At 57.7% G+C, this 23,254-nt stretch carries 22 protein-coding genes and 1 pseudogene; 4 read left to right on the plus strand and 19 right to left on the minus strand.

The features are described from left to right. The first annotated feature begins 17 nt into the window (after positions 1-17). The 4 genes from arsC (at position 18) to L0U83_RS16040 (ending at position 3,652) form a co-directional block, all read left to right on the plus strand. Positions 18-452, plus strand: coding sequence for an arsenate reductase (glutaredoxin) (gene arsC, locus L0U83_RS16025; protein ID WP_233884571.1), 435 nt, complete (start codon positions 18-20; stop codon positions 450-452). Next, positions 418-1,167 carry an arsenical resistance protein ArsH gene (gene arsH / locus L0U83_RS16030; protein ID WP_233884572.1) on the plus strand — a complete coding sequence of 250 codons (750 nt, stop codon included), beginning with the start codon at positions 418-420 and terminating at the stop codon, positions 1,165-1,167. The genes arsC and arsH overlap by 35 nt, the downstream gene beginning before the upstream one ends. A gap of 3 nt (positions 1,168-1,170) precedes the next feature. Continuing rightward, the gene (locus tag L0U83_RS16035; protein ID WP_233884573.1) at positions 1,171-2,415 is read left to right on the plus strand and encodes an MFS transporter; all 1,245 of its coding nucleotides are present in this window, start codon (positions 1,171-1,173) and stop codon (positions 2,413-2,415) included. A gap of 400 nt (positions 2,416-2,815) precedes the next feature. Continuing rightward, positions 2,816-3,652 (plus strand): hypothetical protein, encoded by an 837-nt coding sequence (locus L0U83_RS16040; protein WP_233884575.1) that lies wholly within the window; start codon positions 2,816-2,818, stop codon positions 3,650-3,652. A 74-nt stretch (positions 3,653-3,726) separates the two neighbouring features. On the opposite strand, the gene L0U83_RS16045 is transcribed toward L0U83_RS16040, so the two are convergent. The 19 genes and pseudogenes from L0U83_RS16045 to L0U83_RS16130 form a co-directional block, all read right to left on the minus strand. Then, positions 3,727-3,945 carry a hypothetical protein gene (locus tag L0U83_RS16045; RefSeq protein WP_233884576.1) on the minus strand — a complete coding sequence of 73 codons (219 nt, stop codon included), beginning with the start codon at positions 3,943-3,945 and terminating at the stop codon, positions 3,727-3,729. A 19-nt stretch (positions 3,946-3,964) separates the two neighbouring features. Next, positions 3,965-4,093: pseudogene (locus L0U83_RS41025) on the minus strand (SOS response-associated peptidase family protein); the annotation flags it as partial. Between the two features lie 27 nt (positions 4,094-4,120). Beyond that, on the minus strand, positions 4,121-5,653 hold the full coding sequence (locus L0U83_RS16050) for a hypothetical protein (RefSeq protein WP_233884577.1): 1,533 nt from the start codon (positions 5,651-5,653) through the stop codon (positions 4,121-4,123). Continuing rightward, positions 5,650-6,234, minus strand: coding sequence for a hypothetical protein (locus tag L0U83_RS16055; RefSeq protein ID WP_233884578.1), 585 nt, complete (start codon positions 6,232-6,234; stop codon positions 5,650-5,652). Before L0U83_RS16055 ends, L0U83_RS16050 begins: the two co-directional genes overlap by 4 nt. Then, the gene (locus L0U83_RS16060) at positions 6,231-6,938 is read right to left on the minus strand and encodes a hypothetical protein (RefSeq protein ID WP_233884579.1); all 708 of its coding nucleotides are present in this window, start codon (positions 6,936-6,938) and stop codon (positions 6,231-6,233) included. The genes L0U83_RS16055 and L0U83_RS16060 overlap by 4 nt, the downstream gene beginning before the upstream one ends. A 733-nt stretch (positions 6,939-7,671) precedes the next feature. Then, a complete protein-coding gene (locus L0U83_RS16065) occupies positions 7,672-8,481 on the minus strand; it encodes an HNH endonuclease (RefSeq protein WP_233884581.1) in 810 nt (269 codons plus the stop codon). Positions 8,482-8,597: 116 nt separating this feature from the next. Then, positions 8,598-9,065: a hypothetical protein gene (locus L0U83_RS16070; RefSeq protein WP_233884584.1), complete on the minus strand. Its 468-nt coding sequence runs from the start codon at positions 9,063-9,065 to the stop codon at positions 8,598-8,600. A 644-nt stretch (positions 9,066-9,709) separates the two neighbouring features. Continuing rightward, complete coding sequence (locus tag L0U83_RS16075) at positions 9,710-10,924, minus strand: DUF3443 family protein (RefSeq protein WP_233884585.1); 1,215 nt, start codon at positions 10,922-10,924, stop codon at positions 9,710-9,712. A 36-nt stretch (positions 10,925-10,960) separates the two neighbouring features. Next, a complete protein-coding gene (locus L0U83_RS16080; RefSeq protein WP_233884586.1) occupies positions 10,961-11,497 on the minus strand; it encodes a DUF2844 domain-containing protein in 537 nt (178 codons plus the stop codon). 323 nt (positions 11,498-11,820) lie between these two features. Then, the gene (locus tag L0U83_RS16085; RefSeq protein WP_233884588.1) at positions 11,821-12,447 is read right to left on the minus strand and encodes a hypothetical protein; all 627 of its coding nucleotides are present in this window, start codon (positions 12,445-12,447) and stop codon (positions 11,821-11,823) included. A gap of 1,727 nt (positions 12,448-14,174) precedes the next feature. After that, positions 14,175-14,777, minus strand: a complete 603-nt coding sequence (locus L0U83_RS16090) for an FMN-dependent NADH-azoreductase (RefSeq protein ID WP_233884589.1) — start codon at positions 14,775-14,777, stop codon at positions 14,175-14,177. Positions 14,778-14,939: 162 nt separating this feature from the next. Then, a complete protein-coding gene (locus L0U83_RS16095; RefSeq protein ID WP_233884590.1) occupies positions 14,940-16,226 on the minus strand; it encodes an acyl-CoA dehydrogenase family protein in 1,287 nt (428 codons plus the stop codon). A gap of 1 nt (position 16,227) precedes the next feature. After that, positions 16,228-16,617: a DUF6285 domain-containing protein gene (locus L0U83_RS16100; protein WP_233884591.1), complete on the minus strand. Its 390-nt coding sequence runs from the start codon at positions 16,615-16,617 to the stop codon at positions 16,228-16,230. After that, positions 16,611-17,612: a phosphotransferase family protein gene (locus L0U83_RS16105; protein WP_233884593.1), complete on the minus strand. Its 1,002-nt coding sequence runs from the start codon at positions 17,610-17,612 to the stop codon at positions 16,611-16,613. Before L0U83_RS16105 ends, L0U83_RS16100 begins: the two co-directional genes overlap by 7 nt. A gap of 131 nt (positions 17,613-17,743) precedes the next feature. After that, complete coding sequence (locus L0U83_RS16110; RefSeq protein ID WP_233884596.1) at positions 17,744-19,030, minus strand: alpha/beta fold hydrolase domain-containing protein; 1,287 nt, start codon at positions 19,028-19,030, stop codon at positions 17,744-17,746. A gap of 151 nt (positions 19,031-19,181) precedes the next feature. Further along, positions 19,182-20,345: a porin gene (locus L0U83_RS16115; RefSeq protein ID WP_233884598.1), complete on the minus strand. Its 1,164-nt coding sequence runs from the start codon at positions 20,343-20,345 to the stop codon at positions 19,182-19,184. 75 nt (positions 20,346-20,420) lie between these two features. Beyond that, complete coding sequence (locus L0U83_RS16120) at positions 20,421-20,972, minus strand: VOC family protein (RefSeq protein WP_233884601.1); 552 nt, start codon at positions 20,970-20,972, stop codon at positions 20,421-20,423. Continuing rightward, the gene (locus L0U83_RS16125) at positions 20,972-21,937 is read right to left on the minus strand and encodes a hydroxymethylglutaryl-CoA lyase (protein WP_233884605.1); all 966 of its coding nucleotides are present in this window, start codon (positions 21,935-21,937) and stop codon (positions 20,972-20,974) included. Before L0U83_RS16125 ends, L0U83_RS16120 begins: the two co-directional genes overlap by 1 nt. A 17-nt stretch (positions 21,938-21,954) precedes the next feature. Next, the gene (locus L0U83_RS16130; protein ID WP_233884607.1) at positions 21,955-23,151 is read right to left on the minus strand and encodes a CaiB/BaiF CoA transferase family protein; all 1,197 of its coding nucleotides are present in this window, start codon (positions 23,149-23,151) and stop codon (positions 21,955-21,957) included. Positions 23,152-23,254: the final 103 nt, after the last annotated feature.

Below are 23,254 nucleotides of genomic sequence, written 5' to 3' on the forward strand. Positions count from 1 at the left end.
GTAACGGAAACAACGCAATGAACGAAGTCATCATCTATCACAACCCGGACTGCGGCACCTCGCGTAACACCCTCGCGATGATCCGCAATGCGGGCATTGAACCTGTCGTCGTCGAATATCTGAAACATCCGCCGTCGCGCGAGGAGCTGGTCGAACTGATCGCGCAGTCGGGGCTGGGCGTGCGCGAGGTGCTGCGCCAGAAAGGCACGCCGTATGCCGAACTGCGCCTGGACAACCCTGCATTGACCGACGACCAGTTGCTCGACGCGATGATGGCGTACCCCATTCTCATCAACCGTCCCTTCGTGGTGACGTCGATAGGCGTGCGCCTGTGCCGTCCTTCCGAAGTCGTGCTGGATATCCTGCCGGAAGCGCAACGCAGCGCATTCACGAAAGAGGATGGTGAAGTGGTTATCGATGCGGAGGGCAAGCGTGTCCGCTCGGGTAACTGATCTTATGAATGACCTTCCGCAGGTCGATGCGGCGCTGTTCCGAGTACCCGACATCCAGCGCCTTCAGGCCACGAAAGCATCCGCGCATGCACCCCGTATCCTGCTGCTCTACGGTTCGCTGCGCGAGCGCTCGTTCAGCCGCCTGCTGAGCGAAGAAGCCGCGCGCCTGCTCACGGCGATGGGCGCCGAAGTCCGCACGTTCAATCCGAGTGGTCTGCCGCTGCCTGACGATGCGCCCGACACGCACTCCAAGGTGGCTGAGCTGCGCGAACTGGTGCTGTGGTCGGAGGGCATGGTCTGGTGCTCGCCGGAGCGCCACGGCGCGATGACCGGCATCATGAAGTCGCAGATCGACTGGATTCCGCTAACGTCCGGCGCGGTGCGACCGACGCAGGGCAAGACGCTCGCGGTGATGCAGGTCAGCGGCGGTTCCCAGTCGTTTAATGCGGTGAACCAGATGCGCGTGCTCGGACGCTGGATGCGGATGCTGACCATCCCGAACCAGTCGTCAGTGGCCAAGGCGTTTATGGAATTCGATGAAGCCGGCCGCATGAAGCCTTCGGCGTATTTCGATCGCGTCGTGGACGTGATGGAAGAACTCGTGAAGTTCACCTTGCTGACGCGCGATATCGGGCCGTATCTGGTCGACCGCTACAGTGAGCGCAAGGAGAGCGCCGAGGAACTGATGAAGCGTGTGAACCAGAGCGGCATCTGATCCATGCAGCCTTTCGCTTCCGACCGCAATTCAGAGAGCAATACAGCAACCTGGGCGCTGGCTTTCGGCCAACTGGTAGCGTGGGGCGCGGTCTATTACGCGTTCTCGCTCTTCGTGGTGCCGATGGAGCAGGAACTGGGATGGAGCCGGGCATCGACGAATGCAGCGCTCTCATGCGGCCTGCTGGTCTCTGGCCTTGCCGCGTATCCGGTAGGCAAGTGGATTGATCACGGGCATGGCCGTGTGGTGATGACGGCAGGGTCGCTGCTCGCCTCGGTCATGCTGGTTCTCTGGTCGCAGGCGGGAAGCCTGGTGACGCTCTTTGCTGCCTGGGTCGGGCTTGGCATGTCCATGGCGGCCACGCTCTACGATCCGGTGTTCGCGATTCTGACCCGGGACTATCCCAGCAGCTTCCGCACGAAAATCACGCTGGTGACGCTCGTTGCGGGCTTCGCCAGTACAGTATTCATTCCGCTAACGCAGGGGCTTGTGGACGTAACGGGATGGCGGCACGCGCTGCTTGCGCTCGCGGCGATCAATGCGTGTGTCTGCCTGCCCATCCACTGGGTCTCGCTACGCGATGACCTGAGTGTCATTGCGCCCACAGTCAACAAGACGCAGATCAAGGCAGAGAACGATGCGGCCGTCAGGCGTGCGCTCCGCACGCCCGTGTTCTGGGCGCTCGCGGTCTGCTTTACCGCCTACTATGCGACCTTCGCCGCGCTGACGTTTCACCTGGTACCTCTAATGGTTGAGCGCCACGTACCGCAGCCCGTCATTCTCGCAACGATGGCGGTGATCGGTCCGGCGCAGGTTCTCGCCCGTATTCTGTGGTTCACTGCCGGACGAAACGTGTCGCCCAGGATCGTTGGCCTGATCATCACATCTGCGTTTCCAGCCTCTGTTGCGATACTGCTATTCGCCGGGGCGTCGCCGGTTGCCCTGATCCTGTTCGCGCTAATCTATGGCGGTGCGAACGGCACGATGACGATCCTGCGCGGCACCATTGTGCAGGACGTGATGTGGACCGAGGGGTATGGAGCCATCAGCGGGTTGCTCTCGGCCCCGTCGAACATCGCAAAGGGGATCGCACCGATCTCGGCCGCCCTGATCTGGACGATCGGGAACAACTATGCCTCCGTCGAGTGGACTGTCCTGCTCGTTTCGCTAATTGCCGCAGTTGCCTTTGGCATCGTCGTGTATTCCACGCGTCGTCATAGCTCTCCCCTGGTGGCAGTGAACGATTGACCGATCCATCAGGTGCGTCGGCGAACAGATCTCATATGCCCAACGTCCGCGATTGCCTCAGAAACTGGCATTTCGCGCTGGCGGTAATGACCGACTATGACCGACCGCTGCCCGACGCGGTCGGCTCAGCTCGACCCATTGCGGCCGGTCATCGCATAGAGGCCATAGCGTCGCGTTCTTAGAGTACAGCGGTCGTTCACCTTCGGTCTTTCCAATTCAGTGGAGGTGGGTAAAAAGGCCTCAAGATGGGGCAACGTCGCCGCCAAGCCGCGTCCCTTGCGGGACAAGTCCGTCAGCCCGCAAAGGCAGGATTCTCGCGGCATATGTCGCCGTAGTAACATAAGCAAGCCTTTAGGGGCGTGGATTTTTACCAAGAAAATAAGTAATTTCGGGGAATTACATGAAAAAAATGGTTGTTAGGGCACTTGTCGGTTCCGTCTGTGGAACCCTGATTACTGCTTGCGGAACAGTATCCACCGAGCAGCGCACTCTGCTACAGGAGCGCACCCGTACGTTTGCTGTGCTGTCACCCGACAGTGTGACTAGCGTCGCGACTACAGACCGGGAGATTGCAAGTGCTTTGGCCCGATCAGCATATGAGGCAAGTGGTGTGGATAGACCAAAAGACCTCGAACACAACGAGCACATTCGCGGGCTCAGCGTTGAAGTGGATCAGTCCTCGAACATCACTGCCTATTACAGAGACAACTACAGGAGCCTACTCAAGTACAAGGCGGCCACCTTCAAAGTGGCGACCACTAATGACGGGAAATTAACCACGGTTCAGGTTACCTGCCCTGCTAGCATTATTGCGTACGACAATTTCAAAGTCGGGGACGGCGGCCAGTTTTACTCAGACAGGGACGTTGCAGCTGACTTGTCCCGTATATGTGACGGCCTGAAAATAAGCATTAACCGTTACAAATATGTCAAAACCGAGCTGAATACTCAATTCCCGAGCGACAGCGTGTTTGCAAACTTCTCTCGCAAGCTGAAATCTTCGCAGGATCAGGGAAAAGTGAAGGCTTACGACATTGAAAAGGCAAAGCTATTTATTTTCTCCTTGGGCAAGACCAATTTCGATCTAGCGCTATCCGTGTTTCCGTATCGCAGTGGCTCGAAGGTCATCTACGGCTTCAACTACCCGTATGCCCTGCTTGGCGATGGCACCACCACGTTTAAGCCTGAGGAAGTTGCGACTATTCAAAAAAGCATTGCCGCCATCGCTAATGACTAACCCAGCCTAGGCTGCCGCCATGGCCACCTGATCACCGCAGGGAGGGCCATGGTGATGTTACTTATGGCTTCGCTTCATGGCTTCGCTTCGGCGATCGTGCATGCGCCTTTAACGAAGCTGAACATCGGCGGACCCTCTTCGACTTCGATGGTGCGCATTTGGTCGGAAGTGCCCAGATCTTTCCACTTCTTGTTATAGAAAGTCTGTGCGACCACAAATGCTTCGTCCCGGTTGTTGCAATCTACGTAATTCTTGGCCACGACGGTGTCGTACTTTTTGCCAGCATTGGTCATCTTCGTCCAGAACCATGTGGTAGCCGAACAAACCTTTCCAGAAGCCCGCCAGATTAGCGCGTCGGGCGTTGTATGTGCCGGGATACTTCGTGTCATAGAACTTCGGCCTGCCAGGCGGTCGGCTCTAATACCGCACCGGTTCGATTAGGAATAGGGTTTAAGCCATCACAGGGTGTTACATGTCTAATACCTTTTCAATGTCCAAGCTGACTTCGTACTTCCCGTCACTCCGCTGAAGCGTGCGCACGGACAGACTTGCGTTACGGCTCAGATGCTCTACGATGGCAATGGGCAGATCTTTATAGAGATGCTCGCTCCACTGGACGTATGATCGTGGGCATATACCTTCCAGCTGACTTTTTAGCCGCTCGTAGATAGCCACCGCATGTGCCGGATCCGTGCCTTCGTAGGCCGTAAATGAGGCTTGGGCCGAGCCATCCTGACGAACGGATGCATACCCATTCGATAGTCCAGGCGCGGTGAGCAAGATGTCGTAGAGCACTGAGCTTGAGGACGCATTCGGCTGCCCGCTGACTACTGCACTAAAATTCGTAAGCGCGCTGCTTGCCACGCGCTGGATTAGACTTCGTATGGCCTTCTGGTCGGCAGTCATTCCCGGTGCGATTTGAGCGAGACATGAGATGTCATGCGAAGGGCCGGAGAATTCTGCGCTGATCATTGCATACGGGTTTCCCATGTCCGTTTCGAGCATCGGTTTGCGCTTACCATCCGTCGTCCACTGCAAAGTGCCTTGGAGAAAGATGGTAGCGTAAGGGTCAAGCGTGAAGTCAAAGTTCTCCACTGTGGCAATTGTGCGCGTTGAAAGAACAGGATGGCGGTCATTGTCTAATTCGACCACTGAACTGACAATTGTGAGCGAGACTTGCAGCGGACGATCGCTGCGATTCGTCACCGGCACTTGGTAACTGACGAACGGTGCATCGCCGCGCTCACTAAACAGAATATCCGGTCTGGGAAAACTCAGTTTCTTGAGTGCCCCGGGATCATCGTGAACGATCTTCTTGCAGACGCGCCAGCTCCACGCTGGCGAATCTTCATTCACTCGTACATCCGCCACCTTCTCTAGATTAAGCGCTAGCAAGCTTGCATCCGCATTCCCCTGGGTGTCGGCGTGGATGGCAGAGGCGATGACTCGAGCGAGACCCAATTGGACGGCCGTCTCGCGCTGTTCGACAGTAGGGTGCAAGTCCCCCGGCAAGCCATGAGTCCCAAGTTCTCGTGCTACTTGGAGAAGGCGATGGATTGACGATCCAAGCGCTTTAAGATCGTTGGATGGGACACTTGCCGCGAAAACGGCTCCCATCAGGTCTGCCTGACATTCCAACATTAGACGTTGCGCTTGAGACGAATTCTTGAAAACATCGATTCGGTCCACCTGAATCTGGTGTACATGCCAGAGTTCGTGCCCCAACACGAAACGCCGGATCAACATCGCATCTTTCGGCGAATTTCCGCTCGTGATGTTCTGCAAACGCGCCGTTCCAATTTCGACTGAGCCGTCAGCGAGAGCGCGAATCTCGTCCCCGGCATTCAGCGAAATCTTAACTGGTGCGACTCCAAACTGTTTCGCGGCCTCCTGTGCGTCGACCGTCGCAACATCCAATATATTCGCTTCGTCTGGGAGCGCAGGCGAGGAACAAACAATCCCAACGACGGCTGCAAGCCACCAAAGTCTGTAGTGGGTCACGAGCGAACCTTTCTGTTCGACTTCGCTCCGAAGGTGCGGGTAATGCTGAATACCGATAGGCCTGTCGACAGGAAGGCGAGCATGTATAGCACACTAAGCTTTAGCATCTTTTCCTGCAGGTCGGAGGCTAACCAGACCTTGTCGGGACGCCCCCCGAAATCTTCAACAAGCGAACATGGCTCACTGACATCCGGATTGTTGGTGAGATGCTTCCGTGCCTGTTCAGTCAGTTGAGTACCGGTTACCAAGCGGACCTTGGTTGCGTAGAGGCACGTATGTTGTGCTCCGTATATCTGGTAAGAAAAGAAGAAAACCACGCTGAACAGAAGCGCGCCAGCAGCAACGCTCACTGCAACCCAAAACGATCCACGACTCAGCATGCGATTCGTCAATGCGATTACGAAGCCGAAAAGCACACCCATTACGATTTGCACATAGGCGTTTACATCGGAAAATGGTGGCGCGTCGACTGCTGTCCGCACATCGAACGTCACCGCCCCACCGATCGCGGTAGCAACCCAAGTGACTATGGCGGAAAGCATTAACCATTTCTTTCCGGCACCATACATTGGTTCACTCATTGAATTGCCGCCAGTGGAAAATCGATTGACTGCGACTGCTGACCTTCCAGTCCAATGGGCATCTCGAGTTCGCCCAGCTTCTTTTCCAGCAACCACGCGCTAAACACGTAACGTCCAGGAGGCAAGGGTCTGGTTGTGAATGGGGAGCTTATGTGTTCATAGACAAATAGATTGGGTGGTGTGTTTTTCAGGGCACGGGGCGTGCATTCGATTCGTGCGCCAGAAAAGTCCTTGTTGTTCGCGTAGGTGTGGACTGTGACAGAGACGAGCGGTGCGGATCGAGGCTCTGCGATAGCCAGTGCTTCCTTTGTCGCATGGTTAGCTGCCTCGAGATCCAAGGCCATGTCGCGGGTCACCTGTACGTCCTCGGGCGCAAACGTCTTGGCACCCTTATCGTCGGTACCTGTTCGCGCAAGGATGCCAATCACTTTAGTGTTGTATGCGGATAACACCGTAGCATAGTCTGCTGGAAGGTCAGCCGGTGTATGGCCGAACCGGTCGGTCAATTCTACCGTCTGGCGGTAAATCTCGTCCGCAGACGCCGCCAAGGGTCCCTGTGTCGGGCGCTCATCCGCCCGCTCCCTCAGAGCGACAGCGCTATCCTGCAGGTTACGGGCTGCGGCTTGAAAAGAAAGATCGGGCTCACCCGCACAGGCTGTCCGACAAAAGACAATGAGTAGACATGCAAAGATCAGCTTGAACACCCCCGCCCCCCCCATTCGCTTGGACTCGTCGCCCTCGCGCGACTATAGAAAACGTGCTTGAAGATCGGATCACGCCTTCGCTGGAAACAAGGATCGAAAATGATAACTCGCTGCACTGTCACAAACAATCGCGTCGATTTCGGCAAATGAAGTGCCGCCACCGCTCCACTCCGACCGAAAGTGTGTTGCAGAATCAACAAAAGACGGGTTGGCATATTCCTAGGTATTTGTTGAACCACTTTAAGCGATGTGTGCCGCCCGTTCATGTGGTCTATCGTACAAATCGCTAGAGAATCCGCGAGATGGCGGCACTGTGCTTGTGACAGCGCATCGAACAAAGGCATTCGTTGATTGTGTTCCGTAAATCAATGAGTGCACCCCGTCCAAGACCGCAAACGCCGATGAAAAAAGGCGCGTGTTGACAATCAAGCGACCGAAAGCGGGGGTAGCAGACGTCTGAACGTCCGATCGACAGGCCTATTGAGTGACGCCTCCTGGCCGGCCACAGTCTGACGATCGTGGGGGACTTTCGTCTGGGGCTCGCGCCTCATTCAAATGGCATACCCAGCCCGACCCGGGCGCTAACCCGGGCATGCTCTCAACGACGGCTTGTGGACGTGCACCCGTTGTTGGTTGCAGCGAAAGAGGCTGAAAGGATAGGCAAGTTCGGCAAATAGGTCCGAGAGATTGTGGATAACTCGGGATTGACGCCACAATCCATCTACTAGCTGAACTATTCGCTGGTAGCTGACTTCCCGTTTGCCGGGCCGCTACGCAGCCTGAGTTCGTCTATAGACAGGGGTGGTCTCTGCTTGTGAAGCATGCGGTGGCAGTTTGCGCACACGGGACGAAGGTCCGTGATTGGATCAATCAGGTGCTCCTCATCGATGTCCGCGACCTGATTCAGGTGATGCACCTCAATGTAACCCGCACCAAGCGCACCGTACGTCTCCTCGAAACAGAACCCGCAAACGGCGCATTTGTATCCATGGTGCGCGATGCATGCCTGACGAGCGGCGGGGCTTCTGTCATAAGTCTTAACGGTAACAAGCCTACTTTTTCCCTCGGAGTACCGCTCGATCTCAGGCCTACTGACGGGTTGAAAATCAAATGTCTTTTCGCCACGTATGAGAGAAATGATCTCATCCGCAATAGCATTGGGAATGGCTAATCCGCCTGCTTGGGGCGTCCATTTATAGCCAGGATGGCGTTTTTCTAGATAGTCGAGCGATATGATCGGCGTATCAGACAACGCCTTAAACAGCAAATCGGTGCGAAGAGCCGTCAGGCCGCGCTTCGCCTTGTCGGGGTCCCAATGAGGCAATTCATAGGGAATAGAAGTGATGTATCCGCAGCCAATGATGCCCTTCGGCTCAACGCCAAGCATCATCAGCAGAAACGTGTCGCCAATATCGATGTTGCGACGGTTCCCACAGCTCCAATACAGATCGTAGGGCTCGTGATTATTGATACGGTAGATAGCATCCGCTTGGTCTACCCAAGTCCACCTTTTTGGATTCCAAGTGAAGAGATATGTAGCCATGCCTTATGACCTATGTTTTTGATCTATCGTTTTATATGTTCTTTTTACGAAGCCAAAGGATCAATCCATCGTCCCCACTTTCGCGTACATTGTCTCATTGAACCATGCCGAAATGCTCACGCCGGATTTAGCATTGGCTTTAAGCCAAATGCGGCTCCAGACCGAATTTCCATCTCCAATTCATATGCACGTCTGCTCGTCTCGACGACGGCATATTGGTATTCAAAGTTACGGTGTATGTACGCCTTGGTTAGCCGGTCCAGCGTATTTTCACCCGACGCGAACTTTCGCAACTCGTCCAGCCCCAAGCTTGGGAGAACAAGTCGATTCGCCACATAGACGCAGAACTGGTCGCCGCTGAGCCGGCCTGACGCATGACTTGCCAGCCGCGTGACGAGTCCATATTTCTTCCGCTGCGCCAATTGAGCTTTCTCGAACTCCCTTCCCGACATCCCGCAGTAGATGAAAGCGTCGCCGTCCCAGATCGCATACACACCTGCCGCCAATACTGGAACGGAAGGATTCGGCCAGTCCGAAAATTTGAAGCGGTGCGAAAATTCGAAGTTACTTGCGGCGTCGCTCATCTTACATTGCAGGCTGAAATTTGTGGCTGTTGTGGTCGGCGCCCACTTCGCCGGGGCGGCAGTTCCGCGCTTCCCGATGTAGGGCAGCCCAATGTACATACATTTTGCCACCAGTTGCACAAGCATAATCTGCTCAGACCACAATCGTTCAATGGCGGACGCACCTCAAAAGTAGGTCGTCCGCAATTGGATGGCGGATTCAACGGGGGGATGACTCATTCTGGCCGACCTCTGCCCGATGCGGTCGGCTCCAGTCGACCCTGAACAGCCTGTGAGCGTGGCGCAACACCAGTGGCTGCGTATGGGGATGCAACTGCCCACCGTGTCTCCCCAAGTTTTCGAGGCGCATGATCAGCCTCTTCGGGAACTTTGAACTCTACTTGAATTGGTTTCCGGACCTTTCATGACCCATGCATTGACGTTTGAATCCGCAATCCGCAAGGGAAATTCGACTTTCCCGGAAGTGGTCATAGGGTTTTCTTCTGCTTCAACATGGTCTTTTTTTCTGGACAGGTTTGTCGGGCCCTTCGCCGCACGGCATGGCTGATTGGCTGGGCGATGCTGCGGGGAGGGCGCCGAACCACGAACGAAAAAAAAGGCCGACACGAGGTCGGCCTTTAAGAGGTGCTTCTGAGAATTACGGCTTAAATGTTTGCCACGCCAATCTTTGAGACGCCAGTGCTGTCCGGGAACTGAAGGAACAGCGTATGTCCATACAGATACGACATGCCCAGATCCAGCGTCGGCTCGCCGAGCAGATCTTCCTGCACTGCGAGATTCGCGATCGCATACGCGCCGTTGACAGCCGGCGAGGTGAGCACCGCCTGCGCATTGGCAACGGCATACGCCACGTTCAGCGCATTGCCCGTACCGCCAGTGAACGCTGCCGAAAACGACATCGTGCTGCTCGGGCAATACCACGTGTAGCCAACCAGCGGACAGGTCGGCATCGAAGCGCTGCCGAGATAGTCGACACCCGACCCGCTATCGATGATCGCCATCGTGCTCTTGCCGCTGACCGTCGTGCTCATCCCGTTGCTGACGCCCGCAGACATGCTCACATTGCTGTCAGCATTGTCGGCCTGCGTGTTGATGCCGAAGGTCAGCGTGCCCACAGCCTCTGCAGAGAGGCCGGTTGCCAGCCCCGGGAACGAAAGGACGATACCGTTGTTGTCGGTAGCAAACTTCGAAACCGGATTGACGACCTTCTGCGCAGCCGACACACCGTAGGCGTTGCAGCTTGAGCCGGAACAGTCGAAGTACGCACCCGAGTCCTGCAGGAAGTTCGCCACCCCCAGAATGCCATTGGCTTTCTGAATGTCGGCGGTCTGCAGCGCACCCTGGTTGGCACACGATGCCGGCGCGGACGCAAACGTCGCATCGATCAGCTGGATCGGCACAGCGCTTGCGCGCTCACCGGCCATCTGGATGTCCGCAGTCGCCAACGGACCCCAGGCAGGGCCTGAGGCAAAAACGGCGCACTCACCCACAGGATCATGGGTTGCCGAATTGACTTCCGGCGTGAGCGCCAACGTGGCCGGCAGGGCCGACTTGAACAGGCGAAGCCCGATCGAGCCGGTGTCGACGATGATGTTCGGAATCGTCGCGCAGTTGCTGGTCCCCGACTGGCAGACCGTTACCGACACGCGCGGAGAGTTGAAGTAGAAACTCTGCGAGTTGACGGTTACCGGTACGGTATTGGCCGTGGTGGACTGCGTGGGTTGTTGCGGGTTGCTCTGCGGCGCCGGCGACGACTGCGAGTTGTCGCTGCTGCCACCGTTGCCACCGCCGCCACCACCGCAGGCTGCCAGGGCAAATGCCAGACCCAGTGCGGAGCCCAACTGAAAGAGCTTTTTCATGAGTATTTTTTAGGTATTGAAAGTGTGAACGGCGCGCTATTGCCCCTGACGCAAGCCCTGCAGCGTGACGCCCTGCGGGAACGCGGCCGGGATGTACGCATAGCCCTGGAAGCGACCCGGCACACCGTGCGAATGCACGACGACGCCGTTTGCCGAAACTGTCCGTGATGCCAGATCCTGGAACTTCACACCTGAAGAACCAGCCGGAGCCGATACGTAGGTATCAAACGAGCTGCCGAGAATCTCCTTCAGGTCCGGCATCTCTGGTCCGTACCAGACCACAGCGAACACCAGGTTCGTCGCACTCGAGACGTACTCCTTCACCGTGGTGCCCGAATCCAGCGTCAGGTTATTCACCGTGTAGGCCGCAGTATTCGCCACCGCCGCCTGTGAGGGCGCGGCTGCCAGTACCGGAGCGACTCGTTGGGACGCGCTCACATGAGCATCAGCACCGCTGAGCGGATAGCTGCCCAGCGTCGCGTGCGCGGTGAGGCTTGCGCCCACAAGAGCGATCGGGGTCAACAAACGGACCGCAATATGAGCAACAGCCGTGACAACTGCAAATTTCTTCATCCCCATTTCCCTGTGATGAGTGGTTAGTCATCCTTCTTTTGTGGGGGAAGAGCGCGCGAGCGAATTGCCTTCTTTTATTCTGTCGACCCAATCGCACTCAACAACCCACAAGGACCGTATATCGGCTTTTTGACCAACAATCGCACCCCCTCGCTCATCGGGCGCAATTCTATTAAATGTATGAGACAGCTAGTCGAGCGTCGTCGCACAAGACGCTCGATGAACGAGCACCCTATAGCGAGGTACGCTAGACGGCGGTCCCCGATCAAACGGGCACGTCCAACCGGTCAGAGAGTCCGCATCAAGTTCATTCGGTCGATCAATCACTTGCTCACTGTCGTTGCAACAGTGTCCAATGCCCCGGTATTGATGACCTTGTCCACAAAGTTCTCCATCGCGTCCTGGATCGCTTTCTTGGCAGCGTCTCCCAAGGCATCCGCCCCGATACCACAAGCTCCGTCCTCGCTTGCGTGACCATGGCCGTGGAATGTCGTGGTGATCAGTTCCTTGCCGGTTTTGTCAGCCACACGCGCTTGAACTGCTATCTCCACGTTTGCGTCAGCTGTCGGGACAAGGAAGCCGGGGGCAAAGCGGATTGTAGGATCGAAGTCAGAGAGATCGAATTTGAAGATTAGGCCATCGGCGGTGGACGGAATAGCGCTGCCGGTGCTCAGCGAATGCGGATACGCGGCGCCGACTGTTCGGGTTATGGAGGATTTCAGCGCGTCTCCGATCGCCATCGGAAAGCTGTGCGCTCCACACGCGAACCCCGGCTTCACCTCTTTGCTGGCCGTCATTAGGTTGCTGCTGAAAACTAGATAAGCCTTTTGCTGGCTCACCTTGGTGCTCATCACTTCTGCCGCGCCCGATTGTGACGATATCGGGACTTCGTGCGCGCATCCAGCAAGTCCCGAGACCACTGTCAAGATGGCAATTGCCTTGATGCTCATTTTCGTATTTCCCCCGTATCAGATGTAAAGAAAAACCCGAGTTGGACCAAACTGGACGCCACCCAAATCACGAGCGAGGTGCATCACACCGTAAGCGGCCGCGTTAACGCTACCGGTGACCAGCACGCCAGCTTAAGCAGGTGTTTGTGGCTCGGCGTGCGTCGTCGTACCGTTGGTCACCGCAACACCGGTTGCCGACGTGTTCGGATACGCACAGGAGCCAACACCACAGTTGATCGTCCTGGCTGCTGACGGCGTCGGTGTAGGTGCTGCGTAGAAACTGCCATTGCCGCAAGCCGACAGGATTAACGCCGCCGTGGCCGTAGGTAGTTGTTTTCGCATCTTTACTTCTTCCTCAATCGTCGACCTTAGATTTGGTCGACGTGGAGTGTAAGCATTTGTAACGACTGGGTAAAGCTCTCGTTTTCATAGATGATTGACTGACATCTTTCCGCCTTGCTGCCACCACCGCGTTCTCGTATCCAACTAGATTGCATCTCATTGAAAATAGTAGATATTGCAACTTAAGTTATCAGTGCAATGTAGATGTAAGAATTTTTTTCACCGCGGAGGAAGTGCAATTTTGCAACACTGCAGACCTACGAACTGCCAACATCTGACCCGCACCTGTGAGCGCGCAAGAGCGAGCGAGGGGGGCGGATAGACACCTTGCGTCCATGCGCCTCCAGGGATTGTGCTGCCGGGAGGCGTAAGGTCGGTGAGCGGATGGCCTCGCGCTCGGGCGGCGGAGTGATGGCCGCTGACAACATATGGCTAGCGACGTGTTGACGCGGGCGGTAAGCGTTCGGTTCTTGCGTGCAGAGGGCGGTCTGTGGCGAGCCTCACGCTTCTAAATGCTCACGCAAGGCCGCGCGCGCTGTATCAACATCCGCGGAGGGATCGCCAGCGCGGTCGTCTTGATGTCTAAGGCGTCATGGAATCCCTGCGCGGGAATCGAGCGACTGCTTGCGGGTGCGGAGGGACGTTCGGATGTCGTGGCTGCGGCGTTCCCGAGCGACCGATAGTGGCCGATAGCGCCAGTTCGGCGTTCGACTGTCGGTTGGCAAGCGGGTATTCGCCGCGGTTTCAAACGCAGCAGCCGGCAGAGTGGAGCGACATCGTTGTGCACCTAGATTCGTAACCCCTCGATTCATTCGCTTGCCGTGATAAACGCCCTTATCGCGGCCAGTGACTGCGTCAGGAGGTGGCGATTGATGCGTCCAGCTGGATATGCCTGACAGGTCAGGAGTTGATGACGGGCAAACGGGTGCCGTGACGCGGCCCGGGCGCGGTTGCGAGGTTTTCGGGGCACGGAACCTGCTTTTTGCGGCACTCCTGCGCCGTTTTAAGCCATGCATCACGTTCGTTCTAGAGTTCTAGACTGACGTTTCGATGATTCTGCTCGATGGTTGCGGTTTGAGCGTGCTCAATCTGCCTGCGGCAGGACTTTGACTCACTCGGTTTTTGGGGGGGCTCGTGCAATCGCAAGCCTGTGATCTTTCGGTTCTCTTTCCGAGGCTACCCGACATCTCCGGCACGAAAAGGACGATTTCTCCCTTCTGGGGAAAATCTGGGTGAACCTCGCGCAAACAAAGAAGCCGACCTCCTCCGAGGTCGGCTTTGCAATGCTGGTCTCCAAAAAAATGCGTCCGGGGGATTTCAGCCACGCGTCCTTGCCTGAACGAAAATCCCAGGAGGCACGCTCATCGACAAGCGAGACTGCTGTCTTACAGTGTCTCGATTTCCGCGAGTGCTTTTTCCAGCCCGGCTTTGGCTGCATCGTTTCCAAGTGCCATGCCTTCAGCACGAATCACTGATACGTCCGTGATACCGACGAAGGCCAGCAATTGCTTCAGATGCGGGACCATGAAATCGGCCGCTGCAGCCGGCCCTTCGCTGTAGACGCCGCCCGTGGCAACCAGAAGGATGGCACGCTTACCTTTCACCAGACCCTCGGGTCCCGTAGCCGTGTAGTGAAAGGTGCGGCCGGCTTGAAGCACATAGTCGAACCACGTTTTCAACTGGACTGGTGCAGCAAAGTTGTACATTCCCGCGGACAAGACAACGGTGTCGGCAGCCTTGAGTTCTTCAATGAGGGTCGAGACGAGGGCCGCCTGAGTCTTTTGTGCTGGGTTTAGTGCATCGGCGGGGGTAAACAGGGTCCCCAATAACGCAGCATCCAGGACTGGCAGAGGGTTGCTGCCCAGGTCGCGTTCGAGGATCTCGTTTCCCGAAACGGCACCCAGCTGTTTCTTGAGGTGAGCGGCAAGCTGACCCGAGGCAGAATCAGCGCCACGGACGCTGCTCTGGATGAACAGGTATTTCGACATCTGCTTTTATCCTTTTAGTGTGACGGATTGTTGAATGCGAACATACGTCGAATATGCCCCCAAGTCGGGGCAATGCTAACCACCGAAAAAGCAGGCGAATTCAAATGGAAACCCGCCCGTTCCTGGCAACCTGGGCGAGGGCATCCACTGTGGTGGCGTTACTTACCGATGCATTTCTTTGCTCGGACCCATATAGGCGAAGAGAAAGCCCGCCACCTTGCGCTTCTGGATTTCTTCGGCGCCTTCCGTGATGCGGTAGCGACGGTGATGGCGATAGATATGCTCAAAAGGCTTGTGCCGTGAATATCCGATACCACCGTGCACTTGCATCGCCGTATCCGCTGCCTCACAACAAAGTCGATTCGCCCAGAAGTTGCACATGGCGACTTTGTCGGACAAGCGGCGTTCGACTTCGGGCTTCGGCATTTGATCCATCTCCCACGCCGTCTTGCGAATTAGAAGCCTCAGCATCTCCACCTGAGTAGCAAGCTCGACCAATGGGAACTGTATTCCCTGGTTCCGCGCAAGCTCCTGCCCGAACGGCTTTCGGGTACGTGCATATTTCACGCTTTCGCGGATGCAGTAGTCCGCAGCGCCCAAACTCGACGCGGCCTGGCGGATCCGATTCTCATGCACGAAGTGTTGTGCCACCGAAAGTCCGCCGTCAAGCGGACCGAGCAACGCGTCCTCTGACACCCAGACGTTCGTGAAGCTCACCCGCGGATGATCCGTGGGCATGTTGAAGGTCCACAGATACTCCTCGATCTTTACGCCGTCGGCTTGCGCGGGAACGAGAAACGCGCTGATCCCCGCAGCATCACCATCGTTACCGCTGGTGCGAGCGAAAGTCAGGCAATGCGTCGCCACATGCATGCCCGTCGTCCACATTTTTTCGCCGTCGATCCGCCAGCCGGGTCTGCCGCCGCGGCTCTCCGGCACCGCGCGCGTTTCCATGTGCGTGGCGTCCGAGCCGTGATCGGGTTCCGTGAGTCCGAAGGCAAGCTTGATTCGTTCGTCGAGAATTCCCGGTGTCAGTTCATGCCGTTGATGAGGAGTGCCAAAGTCGCGAATGACAAGAACAAAGGGATTGTTAGCAACTATGGAATGCTCATTTTGCAGGTCATTGTGCAAGCCAAGACCTTTTGCCGCCAGATGCTCGCGAATGACAGCCATCCAGAGATTGCCGCAATCCTTTCCACCGAACTCGCGCGGAAGCGCTGAGCGAAGATGCCCTGCCAGATCAGCACGGTGTCGCACTTTCGCCAGCAGCGCTTCCCATTCGTGGCGCGGCAACCCGCCGTTCTCGAAGTCAGTGCGAGCCCATTCGCGGCGGTGATCGAAGAACCGCTCGTTGTCGTCTTGCGCCTGCAGTGGTGCAACTTCCGCCGCGATAAAATTATCCAGTTCTGCCAGGTAGGCTACAAGATCGTCAGGTAGATTGAAGTTCATCTCAGGTTTCCATCTTTTTGTCGGAAATGACCTTACGGTACGTGTCGTACTCGGGCTGGTCGATGGCCAGCTTGTCGAGAGTTAATTGCCAAAGGAATGGAGCGAGACCCGGTGTGGACAGGTCCATACTGTCGTCGGCAATACGCTCGCATAGCGTTCGATACAACGCCTCCAGCCGGTTATCACCACGACCGGTGATGGCGTGCAGCGCCTGCAATTCGGCGCGCTGCGCGCCTGGTGTATGGGCAAGCTCCCGGCGAACAATGTCGATGGCACCTGCCGCCACCCGCGTCTTGTAGGCTATAGCGCCCGATAGCGTCGGCAGGGCTTCGTGACGCAGGAAGTCGGATACGGCCTCCAGCAACTGCGCAGCATTAGGTGAGTTCAGCATGCCGTAGCTCCAGAGTTGGTGAGGAGTGCCAGCAAGTCGATTTCCGCCTCGGAGGTGCGTCGGCCAATGGCCGCTTTTTCCAGTTCGCGCTCAGTGCCGGTCAACCAGCCGTAGGCCATGCCCTCACAGACGATGCCCCACTTCAAGGTGCCCAGTACTTCCCAAAAGCGAACCCGGTCCACGTCGACGCGACCGCCTTCCGTCTCATAAGCGGCATACAGTTCTTCACGCGTTCCGAATCCGCCTACCGGCTTCTCCCTGTTTCCGAAGCGCCATGAGTTCACGCATATCCAGGCGAGGTCCTCCATTGGATCCCCGATGTGCGCGAGCTCCCAGTCGAGGACAGCACGCAAGCCTTCCTCGGCTACGATGAGGTTGCCATTGCGAAAATCACCATGTACAAGCACGAGGCTCAGCGGCGCGGTCGGCAGGTGCCGACGCAACCACTGGAAGGCAAGCTCGAACACAGGATTGAGCATTCCATAGGTGCGGTGCTGGGCCAGCCAATATGCGAGTTCCACGTCGGCTGGCGCTACACGCAGAGGCGGAAGACCGTCGACTGGAATCGCGTGAATGCGTGCGAGTGCAGACCCGCACTGTGCGGCCAGTTTCTTCCGGGCCTCTGCAAATCGCTCATCGCGAACAATCTTCTTGCCCAGCGTTTCGCCCTCGATGCGTTCCATCACGAACCCGTCGCCCAGTCTATGCTCGGGTCGCAGCACGAGACGTACCGGAGGCACCGGAACGGCGCCCGCGGCAGCGTGCGCAAGCAGCGCTGCTTCGGTTTCAAGTCCGACATTGGCGCTCGCCCGATGTCCAGCGCCTGGAGCGGCGCGCCTCAGGATGAGCGGATGCCCGGCAGATTCGCACGTTACATCGAAAGACCAGGTTTGCTGGCTTGCGCCACCCGACAGTCGGCGCAACCCGGATATCTGCCCGCCATCGGCGCCAAGCCGTCCCGTGATTGATTCCAGGCTGGCGCGAACCTGGGTCACTTCGTTGGCGGGACTGCCAGTCTTGCCCGCGGGCGCCATGGCCGCGCGCGCTATTTCTAGATTCATCGTGCACTTGCCTCGGGACCGTGCTTCGCTCGTTCGTTCATGGCGTTCTCGATAGCCCGGGGCGACTACGACGGCACCCTGGCTTGCAGCCACGGAACGACCTTCGCGGCCTGTGCCAACGCGCCAGCGTTCTCTGCCTGCCCTTCATCGGGCTCGAAGTAGTGGAGCTGGTCCGGAAAATCCTCAAAGGTTTTGTCTGTACTTCCAAACGCTTCGAAGATCGGCCTGCTATGCGTGTTCAAATAACAGTCGAGATCGCGGCCGGCATGAACGAAGATCATCGGTACCTTGATCGACGGTGCGGTCTTGAGGAAGTTGGCGTTGCTCGACAGACCGGACCAGGTGGACAGCCAGGCGTCCGGCGTCAGTACGCGAGCAAAACCCATCACCTGGAAATTCATGAGATCCGGTCTCTCGCTCAGCAGGCTGCCGTATCCGCGATTGCTGGGATCGATGGAGTTATCCGTGTAGTGCAGATTCGCCATGGTCCGGTAGATCGTCATCACCGGCTGGAAGGCCGAGCGCTGCAGAATCGCGCGCTGGCTCGAGTACGGCAGTTCGGAAAAGCCGGGTGCAGCTGCGGTGCGTTCCGCGGTGGTCTGCTCGGCGATCATCGCGCGAGCGATCGCGTCGATGCGTGCAACGCGGGCCAGTTGCGCGGCGCGATAGCGCTGCTGGAATTCCGGGGTGTAACGTGACCACTCCGGCGCCGGCTTGAACCCGTTCGCCGGATCGTACATATCCAGGCTCGCGTCGGTCAGCAAGGGGTTGCTCTCGTCAATCACGGAAGGGTCAATCGTCTCGTTCAGGATCAGGCCCTGGCCGGAATGGGCCGCGAGAACGATCATGGCGTCGAACGTGGGCATCACGGCCGTGCGCAGTGCCGTCGGCCTGCCGGCTGGCGTGAGCGCAAGACGCTCAGCCGGAGGCAGTTGAGCCTGGGACTGATAGAAGCCGCCAAGCGAGCCACCACCGGAGTTCCCGAGCCAGATCACCTTTTCGACTCCGCAGTGCTCCTTCAGCCATTGCACCTGCGCGGCAATATCCAGAATGATGTGTTCATGGACGCAGGTCAGATCGTTACCGGTGGTCCGGACGCCGGCACCGAGACAGGCATAGCCAGCGCGCAACAGTTGCGGGAAGAGATAGTGCCGGCTGAAATCCACGCGGGGATGGCTGGCGACGACGGCCACCCGTGGGCGAGGATTATTTTTCGGTGTCCAGTACAGCCCCCGGCTTTGGCCTCCATCGTTGGCGTAGGCCGTGACCTGTTCGCAATTGGCAAAGTCTTCGACCGCTTCGCGAAACTTAATCCAGGTCCCGTTCCAATAGGTTTTCGAGATCAAACGCATTTCAATATTTCCTGGGTGCTTCATCCGGATAAGGGCACTACTGAGAGCCCTTCCGAATCTGATTCTAGATGGGCAACATCTTCAGCTGCGAACAGATGTTGCCGGCTTTGTGCGCAGGGGGCCCTTGAACCGGCGCCCCCGTTGCACGCAATCAGAACATGACCTGCAGACCGGTGGCCACGGCGACCTGACCCTTCTGACCGTTGGCAAGGCCGTTCGAGGTCGTGGGATTACCGTAACCGTATGCCGTTCCCGTCTGCAGCAGGGTGTCATAGTTCACAGGACCGTTATGCGCATAGGCGGTGGCCACGTAGACCGTCGTACGCTTCGAGAGAAAGTAGGTGGCCATCAAAGAGACCTGGCTGAAATTCGGCAGGCTGGTAGCGGGGATGGTCGGGAGCAAAGACGCTCCTTTGACCTGATCGTAGTAGTAGCCGGCGGTCAGCCCGGCAGCTGGCGTGATGCTGTAGGTCATGCCGGCCCAATAGAAGTTGTCGCGAATCGACGTGACGTCATTGCCGAATTTGGAATTGCGCCACCGATATCCGCCCATGAATTTGGCAGAACCGACCGTATAGCTCGCGGCGAGAAAGGCGATCTGTGCCTTGCCGATGGGCGATGTCGCGGAAAATGTCGGATGTGTCTCGTCATAACCCGCAGCAACTCCAAACGATGCGCCGTAGTAGGCGGAGCCGATGCCGAAGGCGCTCTGGGCGCGAGAATTACCCGGAACACTGCCTTCCGGGATGGTCGACACCTGGGCGCCCTGGTACGGGAATCCCGTGCCGAACGAATAGTGCGTAGTCACATGGAGGCCGGAAAAGTCGCCGGTATATTTGACCATGTTGTCTTCCATATAAGATCCGCCACCGGCAGTGATGGCGGGCTCGAAGGTCACGCCGGTCCAGAACGGCATGAACATCCACATGTTTTCGTACGCACTGGTGTACTGCCGCCCGAATGAGATCTGGCCGATGCCCGTCTTTTTCAGCCCTAGATACGCGAGGCGATTGAATAGCTGCGTGCTGGCGAGGGCGCCGTTATTCGGTGTAAATCCGCTTTCGAGCGTGAAGAAACTCTGCAATCCGTCGCCCAGATCCTCCTGGCCTTGCAAGCCCCAACGTGACGCGTAAAGACCGCCATAAGTCTGCATGCGCAGGAGGCTGCCGGCACCGCTCGCGTTTGAGACTCGGTTCACATACTCAATGCCGGTGTCGACGATCCCGTACAGCGTAATGCTCGATTGCGCGTACGCGACCGAACTGAGGCCGCACAGCGTGCTGAGCACGGCAGAAGTAATTGCCAGCTTCTTCATTTTTAATGTCTCCGTCTAATTTTTTTTGACCTGCTTTTTAAATCTGGAACGCCGCGAAAGCCAACCTTCGCACGTTCAGTTCCGTGAACTTGATGCCGGCTCGCAGTTCACGTCACGCTCGTCGAGTTCACGTGTCCAGCATGCGAACTCAAGGCAAATACCATCAGGATCGAAGAAATAGACCGAGCGGATGAACACGTCGTTGGTCAAAGACTTGCTGATCTGCTGTGGAGAATCGTCATGATTCAGAACGGGTGAAAGCTTGATGCCTTTTTCATGCAGACGCGCAACGTAGGCATCAAATTTTTCTGCCGGCACGTTGAGGGCGATGTGGTTCATCGAGCCATGAGCAGAGGCAATCGATCCATACCCTGGGAGATACGCGGGTGTAGCAATCCCCGGCTGCGCGTGCGGGGCATCGGGAAACCAGAAGAACGCGATCGAGTCGCCATTGCCGATATCGAAGAAGAAATGCTGGCCCATGCCAGACGGCAAATCGATCGTCTTGATCAAGGGCATCCCGAGCACGTCGCGATAAAACTCGACCGTCTTGGCCATATCCTTGCAGACCATTGCCACATGGTTCACGCCACGGATTTCAAATTCTGCATTTGTCTTTCTCACCATTACGGTCTCTCCTTTTCAAATTGCGCATTTCCATGCTGCAGCAGGGTGTCCTCAGTTTTCATCCTTTTCGCGCGCTGGCGGCGCAACCACGCACTGGATCGTCCGCCGAGCGGCAGTTGCAACTGCGCCTCGGCGAAATCCACTGCATCGAGCAGGCCGTCGAGTGAAATGCCGGTAGGCAGGCCGCTGCGCTCCGCCATCAGCACAAGGTCTTCGGTTGCGAGGTTGCCCGCCGCACCCGGCGCGAAGGGGCAGCCGCCGATGCCGCCCACGCTGGCGTCGAACCGCCGCACGCCAGCTTCGAGTGCTGCCCAGGCGTTTGCCGCGCCGAGGCCGCGTGTGTCGTGCAGGTGCATGGACAACCGTTCTAGCGGCACCACGTCACGCAGCGCCGCGATGCGGCGCCGCACTTCACCAGGCGCGGCGGAGCCGATGGTGTCGGCGATGACGACTTCACCTGCATTTGCCGCATGCATGCGGGTGGCAAGGCGCATGACTTCGCGCAACGGCGTTTCCCCTTCAAAGGGGCAGTCGAACGCAACGGCGACATACGCGCGCGTGCGCAGGCCGAGCGCGTGAGCTTCGGCCAGCGTCTGCTCGCTCACGCGCAGCGCCTCGTCGAGGCCCATGTTGATGTTCTTGCGGTTCATGGTCTCGGTGGCGGAGAGCACGACCGCGATTTCCCGTGCGCCGGCGGCGTGGGCGCGCTCCAGTCCCTTGAGGTTGGGCACGAGCACCGAACTGCGCAACTGTGGCCAGCGCGCGACCAGCCTCGGCACGATTTCGTCCGCGTCGGCCATCTGCGGGACAGCCTTGGGCGAAACGAAGCTCGTTGCTTCCACGCTTCGCACGCCCGCGTTCACCAGGCGTTCGATCAGACCGAGCTTTGCATCGGTAGAGAGGTGAACGGACTGGTTTTGGAGCCCATCGCGGGGTGAGACGTCAGTGATATGAACGCTGTCCATTGCCATCTCCGCGATCCTTACGCGATGGCGCCGGCGGCGCGAAGTTGCTCGATCTTGTTCTCCGGGTAGCCCAGCCAGTCACCCAGGACCGCGGTGGTCTGCTGCCCCAGTCGTGGCGGAGTGCCATAGCTGCGCGTCTCGGCCGAGGAGAGTTTGATCGGGTTGCCCGGCATGCGCAGGGATTCGCCGTCGGGCAGCGGCACTTCCACGACCATGTCCCGCGCAAGCACCTGCGGATCCTTGAGCGCCTGCGCAAAGTTGTTCACTGGCCCGCAGGGAATGCGCGCTGCGTTCAATCGCCCAAGCCAGTAGCTGGTGGAATGCGCGCGCATCGCCTCGGATACGACGGCATCGATTTCGGCCCTGGCTGCAAAACGCGCTGGCTGCTGGAGATACTCGGTCCTGGCCAGGGCGGGCAGTTTAATACACTCTACGAAGCGCTCGAAGAACGGGTCGCCAATGCAGGCGATGATGACGTGTCCGTCGGAAGTGGGATAGCTGTTATAGGGCACATGAACGAAATGCCCGTTACCGATGCCTTGCGGTACGTCGCCCGACATGAAGTACATGGTCGCCATGTAGTTGAGCATGGAGATCTGCACGTCGAGCATGGACACGTCAACATGCTGGCCCTGGCCGGTGCGGTCCCGCTCGAGCAGCGCGGCCAGCACGCCCATGGAGCCAAAAATGCCGCCGCCGAGATCGCCGATGGGGATGCCACTGCGCGTCGGCCCAGACTCAGGGGTGCCAGTGATGGACATGCCACCGCCCATGGCCTGAACGACCTGATCGAAGGCGGGGCGTTGCGTGTGAGGCCCCGTCTGGCCGAAGCCTGTGACCGAGCACGTAACGATGCGTGGATTGATCCGCGCCAGCGAGTCATGGTCAATGCCCAGTCGCGCCGTGACGCCCACGCTGAAGTTGTCGTACACGACATCGGCACGGCGCACGAGATCGAAGAATACCTCGCGACCGGCGGCGCTCTTCAGATCCACACAGACGCTTTCCTTGTTACGGTTCAGTGTCAGGAAGTACGCGCCCATGCCGTCATGCGAATACTCGGGATCGTGTTCGAGCAGGCGCCGCGTGCCTTCTCCGCTGACCGGGGGTTCGACCTTGATGGTCCGCGCCCCAAGGTCCGCCAGCAGCATCGTTCCATACGGACCCGACAGCATGTGGGTCAAATCCAAAACGGTGATGTGTTCAAGGGCCAAGTTCGATGTCTCCAGGGTTCGCTTATGTTTGGAAGCTATAAAAGCAAGAGGTGTGCCATCTTGATTGTAAGTTCTAAGCCTTTGATTTTATTAATAATCTATG

The organism is Paraburkholderia flagellata (assembly GCF_021390645.1).
Taxonomy (GTDB): domain Bacteria; phylum Pseudomonadota; class Gammaproteobacteria; order Burkholderiales; family Burkholderiaceae; genus Paraburkholderia; species Paraburkholderia flagellata.